We start from the raw sequence: 6759 nt of genomic DNA, 5'->3' as shown, positions 1-6759 counted from the left end.
CGGCCGCCTCACCGCCATCCGAGCGTAGGCCGATCAGCCCACCGAAGAACCTGTAGGCCAAACAGACGAACCACACCTGATTCCTGATAGACCCAGAGTCTCTACCGAACCCGGAACGGTTCAGGGTGCGGATCGTGGCGGTGGTGGCCCTGGCGTGGAAGGCGGAGGCTTGTGCGCCGGTGGCCCGCAGCAGGTTGTAGGTCATCGCCCACAGGGTGAGCCATGCGGCGTTGGCGTTGAAGTGTGCGGAGGGCAGGTGGGCCAGGGCGGAGGCTTTACTGTCGGCGATGACCTGCTCGATGACCGCGTGGTGGCGGTGTTCGCGTTCGGCCTGGAGGGTTTGTGCGGGCTGGTCGGTGAAGAACGGGTGGTGGCGCCACACGGGAAACAACTCGCCCTGCTCACCCACAACGGCGGGTTTGGCCAGGTCACGGACCCGGCGCACGATCAGCCGCGCGGTGACCCGCTCCGCTTTCTTCCGGCTGGCGAACGCCGTGTATGCGGGTATCTCGGCGACTTCGGCGTCCGAGATGAGTTCACCGGTCTCGGGGTCCGGCACCGCGGTCGGGTAGGTGATCTGCTGCCGGGCCCGGTCGGGAATGCCGAGGACGGCCCGTTTGATGGAGGGGTTCATCCCGCAGGTAATCGAGAAGTGGGCTCCGGCCCGGCGGCAGGCGGAGATCACCCCGGCGTTGTAGAACTGGGAGTCCGCGCGCAGGATGCGGGTGCCGGTGCAGCCGGCCTCGACGGCGGTGGCCAGGGCCTCGCTGACGAATTTCGGGGCGCCCCGGGAGTCGGCTGCTTTGCCGCGGCGCATCCGCACGGTGGCGATCACCGGCCGGGAGTGCGGGGTGCAGATCGTGGCGAGCAGGGGGTGAAGGGTGCGGATGCCCTTGAACCGGCCGTACTCGGGCACCCTGCTTGGTGCGGCCGTAGACCCGTTTGTGGGTGGAGTCGACGTCGATGAACGCCATTTGCCCCGCGCCGGGCAGCAGCGGGGCGTGCGCGGCCAGTTGGCCGAGGAACCCGCGGTGGACAGCGTGGAGTTGGAGTGCGTGACCGTGGGTGAACGAACGGAGGAAGGTGCCCAGCGTGGACGGCGCACGGGCCCCCCGGAACAGGGCCGGCATCGCGCCGTGCCGCAGGATATGGAGGTCGTCGATACTGTCCGCGCCCGCCGCCATGCCGGCCACGATGCTGCTGACCTTGGCGTCCGCCGACGCACCCGCGCCGTTCCTCGTCCCGCTCAGCTTCACCTTCTGCGTCACCAGGCCCGACAGCCCGCACCGTTCGGCCAGCCGCATCACCGGAACCAGCCCGGCATGCGCGACCAGATTCGGGTCATCGAACGCAGCGGAGACCGCCGCTGGAGTATGGGAAACTTGCATCTCGGAAGTGCCTTGCCGATCGTGCGTGCCGGAAGCCTCAAGAACTCCCATCATCGCAGGTCACAAGGCACTTCCTTGTTTCTCGAAGAGTCATCCACAGCCATCAGATCGGTGGATCAAGGCTTAGGTGGGCTGGGGGCGGCCGAAGAGGAGGTCGTAGCCCGCGGGGAGCTGCAGCAGGATCTGCCCCAGCAGATCGTCGCTGGCGGCGTCGGCGGCGGTGCTGAGGACGGCGCTGACGTCCCAGGCCGCGGTCTGCTCGGTGGCTCCCTCGATCCAGGCCGCCGTCGCGCGCACAAACCGCTCCGTTGGCAGCGGCTCGGCGCTCTGCAGCGGGTTGAGGAGGATCAGGGCGAATTCTTCTGGCAGGCACGCCGCGAGCTGGGCGCGTACCTCGCCGACCAAGTGCGCGCCCAGCAGGGCGAGCACCACACGGGCCGCGCGCTCGGCTTCCTGCCGGCTGCCGTACTTGCCGCGTTCCTTGACCTGGTCGAGGAACGCTTCGCGCCGCACGGTCACGTCGGCCACCTCCCTTCCTCGGTCCATGGGGGATGCGGAGGACGGGAGAGGGGGAGATCAGCGACCCGTCCTCCACCACTGGCCAGCCGTCATAGGCCTCGGCTCAGCCGGAGATCTCCTTACGGCCACCGATGGCGATCTTGCGGGGCTTGGCACGCTCGGCGATCGGGATCCGCAGGGTGAGCACCCCGGCGTCGTAGTCGGCTTCGATGTGCTCGGTGTCCAGCGTGTCGGCCAGCACGATCTGGCGGGAGAAGACACCCAGAGGCCGCTCCGACAGTTCCATCTGCACGTCGTCGGACTTCGCCACGGGCCGACGCTCGGCCTTGACGGTCAGCATGTTCCGCTCGACGTCGATGTCGATCGCGTCTGCGCTGACGCCGGGGAGGTCGAAGGCCACCACGTACCGGTCGCCCTCACGGTAGGCGTCCATCGGCATCGGGGACGGCCGCGACCAGGTGCCCGGGCCCATCAGCTGTTGGGCCAGCCGGTCCAGCTCACGGAAGGGGTCAGTGCGCATCAACATCGTGAAAACACCTCCAGCAGGTTCGGGCAGTTGCTGCCAATGCGCTTCACTGAAACCGTTGTAGCATGTCATCCAATGGATGACAAACACGGTGTCGTCCATCGGATGACAAGCCGAGGAAGGTGCCCGTGACAGCAGCCGACCAGCCGGCCCCGTCCAGCGCCGGCCGAAGCCCGGCCTCGTTCCTCGCCGCCGCGGCGGCCCTGCATGCCATAGACGACGCCCTGCGCGCCGCCCGGCAAGGGACCCCCGACGCCCCCCACGCCGGCCCGGAGCAAGCCCTGGCCTCCCTGCTCCTGCTGCGGCAGGTCCGCGAGCAGCTCGCCGGGTGGGAAACCGGCCTGATCGAAACGGCACGAGACGCGGGAGCCAGCTGGGCCGACCTCGCCCATCCCCTCGGCGTCGCCAGCCGCCAGGCCGCCGAACGCCGCTACCTGCGCAACCGCCCCGGCCCTGCCGGAACCACCGGCGAACAACGCGTCCAGGCCACCCGCGAACGCCGCGCCGCCGACCGCACCCAGGCCGCCTGGGCCCGCCGTAACGCCGCCGACCTGCGCCGCATCGCCAGCCAGATCACCGCCCTCACCGACCTCCCCACCGCCGCCCGTCACCCGCTCGACCAACTCCACGCGGCCCTCGCCCACGATGACCCCGCCGACCTCATCCACCCCCTCAACGCCACCCGCCCCCACCTGACCACCACCCACCCAGACCTCGCCGTCCGGCTCGATGCCCTCACAAGTCCCGCCACGGCCCCGCACCCACCCGACTGACCGAACATTCGCGTTCGGAGCGGGCGACCGTTCCGGCAATCACGCGGCATCGGGTGTCCCGCGCACTTCCTGATCATCGGCACGGTGATCGTCATGCAGCCGCTGCCCACACCGTGTCCGCCCGGCCTGCCCCCGGACGCCACCGCCGTCGACACCCTCAACGCCGTCCACCGGCGAGCCAAGCAGCAGCACAGCAGGTGTTCGCGGGGCAGCGGGGCCCCGCTGCCAGCGAGGCCATTCAGGTAGGCGTCCGGGGCGGTCCGGGGCCGCGGCGAGGAGTTCGGCCGCGTAGTTCCCCGCGACGCCGTGCCAGAGGTAGCAGGCTGCCGGAGCGAGGCAGGCGGCCAGCATCGCCCCGCCCGGAAGTTGCCTTCGCGGCGGGCCTGGACGAGGTAGGAGGACAGATACCAGTACATCGAGGGCGTGTGCGGCAGCATGCCCTCGGAGGATCCGGCTGTCCCGCCTGATCAGCTCCCACCCGTACTGGTCCGAATACGGCTGGAGCGTGGCGGGCCGGGTCAAGCTGTTCCGGGCGGCCGAGAGCGGGCCGGACGGAGTACGGGAGCTGATCGTGCGCTGGAGCGGCAAGGAGTTCGTCTTCACCGAGCCCGAGGCGCGGTCCTGAGCCGGGGGGGAAGGTCCGCCCGAGTCATACCCGCCAGAACACCTCGGCGCCCCCACGCCGTGCACAGGAATGGGCATCCCCGCGTCAGCCACCCACCAGCTGTGCTATACGGAACTCGCAGCACATGACAGCCATGCGGTCACCCCACGACAGCGACAGCCCCCAGCAGTCGGCCATAGAACGAGCAGCTCAGAACGCCTCATCACTGGAAATCAACGGCTGTCGCTCAACCCGCTGACACCACACCACACACTCACAGTCATCACGCGACAGACGGCTCGGGCGGCCAAGCGGCCGGTTAAGAACAAGCTCAGGGCTACGGCCACATCGGTTGGATCTCGATGTCGGACCCGAAGGCAGGGATGATGCGCGCGCGGTGCGCCTGGCACGCACACGGGATCCGCAGGACCGCCAGCACCCACCCCAGGGACCGCGCCGTCGAATGGTCGCGGCCCTTGTCCGCCGGTCGGGAGTCCTCGTCGGACACGAGGACCACGGCCAACGCCGCCAACACCGCGAACGCGACTCCGACGGCCCCGACGGCCACCCACTTCCGACCTCGACCTCTCGGCCCGGCAGGCGGTTCTCCCTGCCCCAGGTACGGCTGCGCCACGGCAGCCTCCCCGTTCCTCCGAATACGCCCAACACACCTTATACACAGTGCAGTTGATGGTGGTTCCTGTACCCATCATGCGCCCGCGGTTCCCACGGGTTGCGTCCGGGCGCCGCCGGTTCGACTGGACCGGCCCAACGGCATCCCGACGGCGCAGGAGATCACGCCTCTGGAAATAGCCGACGCGCTGTCCGCGATCGCCGAGGCGAAGGGCTGGCCGCCGATCACCTTCTACGGCACACCGTCTCCCGCCCCGCTGAACCGACCTCCTGCAAGGCCGAGCCGGGGGCCGTCCACCACGGACGGCCCCCGGCTCGCCCTCGGTTCCCCACAATGACTCTCCCGCCGGTGTGTGATCAGCCGGTCGAGGCGATCGAGGGCGATCGGTCGGTCGAGAGCGATCAGTCACGGGAAGCTCCGCCTGTCACCCGACCCACAGGGAATTCACGTTCCCCTTCGGTGGCCGTGAGCGCCGGCTCCGCTCACCCCTCCGTCCGCCGGTCGAGGCGCAGCGTCGTGACGCCGTGCGAGCCCAGCCATCCCAAGAGACTATCGAGAACCGGCAGTTGCTCGATGTGATGGACCCCGGCGGGCAGGGTGCCGCCCATTAGTTCCCGGGCGACGTAGGCCGCGACCAGGCCACTGACGCGGCTTTGCGCACGTCCGGAGAGGCCGTACGCGGCGTGCCGGTCACCGTTCCGGGCGTCAGCCCGTACGGCGAAGGCGTCACCGCCGGTGTGGACGCGGCGGAAGAGACCGGTCAGCATCCGCCGCGCACCTGGCCGGCGAGCGGCGCGCAGCAGTCCTGCGCGCCGCAGAGCGAACAGCATCCCGGTCAGCGGCCGCGAATCGAGGCACAGCCGGGTGGTCACGTCCGGCACGCCGAGGGTATGCGGCAGCGTGTGCTGATCGGAGAACGGGAACGGGTGGGCGGTCCGGGTTCCGAAGCCGGGGAGGGCGGCCCGCTCCGGGCGAGCGGTGGCGGGCTCGGCCAGCCCTTCGACTGTCCAGCGCACGGCGTCGGCTCCGTGCCGTTCACCGGAGCCGAGCAGCACCGTCAGGCGAAGGCTCCTGGCGCCGTCGACGGCGTCATGAGCACGTCGGGCGAGCAGGTTCGTCAGGCCGGGAGCGACTCCGACGCTGAGCAGTGCGGTGGCTCCGGCGCCGACAGCCAGATCGTTCAGTTCCGCGACCGCGTCGAGCCGCCGCCGGGTGGCTCCGACGTCGACGAGGTGGATCCCGCGTTCCAGACAGATCCGGGCGGCGCCCGCGTCCGGGGGCTCGACGCACAGCACGACTACGGCGACGTCGCCGAGCCTGTCCAGCACTTCCCGGAAGTCGTCGGTGTCGGACACGTCGACCCGGACTCCCCCGTTCTGCCGTGCCCGCGCTTCATCGCGCCCGCCGGGGATCACCCGGCCGGGAAACCATGCGTCGAGTGTGGACGTCACGGTCGCGCCGACGGCTCCGTAGCCGCCGACGACCAGGATCCGCCCCATGGAACCATCAATTTTCGCTGTAGTCATGCTCCAATGAAATACACTGTAGTGTCACTACAGTCAAAATGCGGAACAAGGAGAGTGCCCGTGACAGCCCCCATCACTCGCGCTGAGAAGGCCCGCCGCACGCGCCTGCGGATGCTCGACGCGGCCGCGCGGCTCTTCGTCGAGCGCGGCTGGGCCGGTGCGACAGTGGAGGACATCGCCCGTGCCGCGGAAGTCGGCACGCAGACCGTCTACTTCACCTTCCGCAACAAGCGCGCCCTGCTCAAGGAAGTCCTGGACAGCACGATCGCCGGCGGCTCGGACCAGGTGGCGACCCTGGACCGCCCCTGGGCCCGGCAGGTCGTCGAGGAGCCGGCCCCGGCCGCGCAGCTCGCCCTCCAGGCCGCCGGGGCCCGCCGGATCCTGGAACGCGCCGCGCCGGTCCTGGAAGTCGTACGCGGCGCGGCGGCCTCGGACCCGGCACTGGCCGAGCTGTGGCGGATCAACCAGGAGCAGCGGTACGCCGTTCAGCTCCGCTTCGCCCAGGCCCTCACGGAGAAGACCGGCGGATCGCTGCGGGACGGCCACGACGCCGCGTCGGCCGCCGACGTCGCAATGGCGATTCTCGGCCCGGAAACCTACGGCCTGCTGATCACCGGCCGCGGCTGGTCTCCGTCACGATGGGAGAAGTGGGCCGCGGACACACTCGTACGGCAGCTGCTCCCATGAGGCCCCGGTCGGTCACCGAGCGGGCGGAAGCGATGCGCAGGCGTCCGTACAGTGGCGCACCGGCTTCAGCGTCAGCGGCCGGCGGGTCGCCATGCTCCCTGG

Annotated in this window: 6 protein-coding genes; 2 read left to right on the top strand and 4 right to left on the bottom strand. The window is 70.0% G+C overall.

Features of this window, described 5'->3' with window-relative positions; genetic code table 11:
• The 3 genes from ABZY11_RS41945 to ABZY11_RS41935 all read right to left on the bottom strand — a co-directional run.
• The coding region (locus ABZY11_RS41945) for a transposase (RefSeq protein ID WP_356484211.1) at nt 1-916 on the bottom strand (916 nt) is incomplete at its 3' end.
• A gap of 595 nt (nt 917-1511) precedes the next feature.
• The gene (locus ABZY11_RS41940; RefSeq protein WP_356484212.1) at nt 1512-1907 is read right to left on the bottom strand and encodes a DUF2267 domain-containing protein; all 396 of its coding nucleotides are present in this window, start codon (nt 1905-1907) and stop codon (nt 1512-1514) included.
• 103 nt (nt 1908-2010) lie between these two features.
• Nucleotides 2011-2433 carry an Hsp20/alpha crystallin family protein gene (locus tag ABZY11_RS41935; RefSeq protein WP_356484210.1) on the bottom strand — a complete coding sequence of 141 codons (423 nt, stop codon included), beginning with the start codon at nt 2431-2433 and terminating at the stop codon, nt 2011-2013.
• Between the two features lie 128 nt (nt 2434-2561).
• On the opposite strand from ABZY11_RS41935, the gene ABZY11_RS41930 reads away from it, so the two are divergent.
• The gene (locus ABZY11_RS41930) at nt 2562-3206 is read left to right on the top strand and encodes a type III effector protein (protein ID WP_356484209.1); all 645 of its coding nucleotides are present in this window, start codon (nt 2562-2564) and stop codon (nt 3204-3206) included.
• 1720 nt (nt 3207-4926) lie between these two features.
• Here the strand turns inward: ABZY11_RS41930 and ABZY11_RS41925 are convergent.
• Nucleotides 4927-5970, bottom strand: a complete 1044-nt coding sequence (locus ABZY11_RS41925; RefSeq protein ID WP_356484208.1) for a saccharopine dehydrogenase NADP-binding domain-containing protein — start codon at nt 5968-5970, stop codon at nt 4927-4929.
• Nucleotides 5971-6030: 60 nt separating this feature from the next.
• On the opposite strand from ABZY11_RS41925, the gene ABZY11_RS41920 reads away from it, so the two are divergent.
• Nucleotides 6031-6657: a helix-turn-helix domain-containing protein gene (locus ABZY11_RS41920; protein WP_356484207.1), complete on the top strand. Its 627-nt coding sequence runs from the start codon at nt 6031-6033 to the stop codon at nt 6655-6657.
• Nucleotides 6658-6759: the final 102 nt, after the last annotated feature.

This window comes from Streptomyces sp. NPDC006510, assembly GCF_040611955.1.
Classification (GTDB): Bacteria; Actinomycetota; Actinomycetes; order Streptomycetales; family Streptomycetaceae; genus Streptomyces.
The sequence above is the reverse complement of the archived record's forward strand: the minus strand, read 5'-3'. Positions and strand labels throughout refer to the sequence as shown.